The 1662-nt window shown below is 29.5% G+C and carries 1 protein-coding gene; it reads left to right on the forward strand.

All coding sequences use genetic code 11. The features are described from left to right. The first annotated feature begins 58 nt into the window (after nucleotides 1-58). A protein-coding gene (locus AB1J10_RS12575) for an IS3 family transposase (protein WP_107365996.1) occupies nucleotides 59-1602 on the forward strand; the annotation gives its coding sequence in 2 pieces (ribosomal slippage) (nucleotides 59-733 and nucleotides 736-1602; 1542 coding nt in all). Nucleotides 1603-1662 lie beyond the last annotated feature (60 nt).

A 1662-nucleotide genomic window follows, 5' to 3' on the forward strand; every position in this document is an offset into this window, starting at 1 on the left:
TGATATGCTCCCTTCAAAGTAGACACTTAAAAATGTAAACTTTGAAGGGAGCATTTTTATGACTCATAGAAAATTATCACCTGAAACTTATCAAAAAGCTTTCAGCTTATATGAAGAAGGATATAGTATGAAAAATGTAATTCAAAAATTAAATTTAAATTGTTCTCCTAGAACATTATTGATTAACTATTATAAATTTAAGAAGCATGGAATAAAGGTGCTTTTACCAATTCAGAGAAATAATACTTACTCAAATGAATTTAAGCTTAAAGTTGTGCACGAATATATAAATGATGGCCTATCTTTAACTGATTTAGTAGTTAAATATAATATCCCCACTACTTCAACTGTAAACAAATGGATTTCAAAGTATTTATCGGGTAAAATATTAAAAACATATTCTCCAAAACCCGAGGTGTATCAATTGAAATATAAATCATTAACATTTGAAGATCGTGTAGAAATCGTTGATTATTATATGAATCATGGCCAATCGTATAAGACAACAGCAAATCATTTTAACATCAATTATAGCCAAGTATATAACTGGGTAAAAAAGTACAACTTGCATGGGTATGATGGACTTAAAGATGGACGTGGAAAAGGGAAACCCCAGTCTGTATTAACACCTGAAGAGGCATTAAAAGCTGAAATTAAGATACTTAAAGAGAAAAATAAATTTCTTCAAATGGAAAATGACGTTTTAAAAAAGGAAGAAGAAATAGAAAGGAAGTTGATGAAACAGGCATCAGACAAAAAGCATCATACCAAACGGTAAAAGCATTTAAAAACCTTTATCCGATAGCTTGGTTATGTTCAGTATTAAAGATATCACGTTCAAGTTACTATAAATGGTTACATCGCAAACCATCAAATAAAGAAATTGAAAACCAAAAATTAATCAAAGATATCGTTGATATCTACAATAAATACAAAGGCATATATGGATATCGTCGTATATACATATATTTAAGACTTAAACTACATCAAAAAGTAAATCATAAACGTGTCTATAGATTGATGAATCAACTTAATCTAAAATCTACTATCCGCCCTAAAAGAAAACGATATATTAAAACAACACCTGAAATTACAGCACATAATATATTAAATAGAAAATTTGAAGAACAAATCCCAAATAAAAAATGGTTAACTGACGTTACAGAATTCAAACTCAGCAATGGTAAAAAACTTTACTTAAGTGCTATTTATGACTTAGGCAGCAAACAGATTATCAGTCATAAATTAAGTACCTCAAATAACAATAAATTTGTATTAGATACGCTCAAAAAAGCAGTCAAACTTGTGCCGAATACCGAAGGTATACTCTTGCATAGCGACAGAGGATATCAATATACAAGCAGATTATTTAAAGTTACGTTAGAGCAACTTGGTATAAAACAAAGTATGTCACGACCAGGATGTTGCATAGATAATGGGCCTATGGAAGGTGTATGGGGAACTATTAAAAGTGAATTGTTTAGAGGAAGAAAAAAAGTGATTTTTAAAGACAAGGCTACAGCAGTAAAAGCAATTAATTCATATATAGAATTTTTTAATCAAGAAAGAATAACATTAAAAATGGCTACCCTTATATCGTAAATATAAGGTAGCCATAAACATTTTGTTTTTTTCACTGTCTACTTGACAGGGTGCAGTTCA

Origin of the sequence: Staphylococcus cohnii species complex 1663, assembly GCF_041008415.1 — a bacterium.
GTDB classification, from domain to species: Bacteria; Bacillota; Bacilli; order Staphylococcales; family Staphylococcaceae; genus Staphylococcus; species Staphylococcus ureilyticus.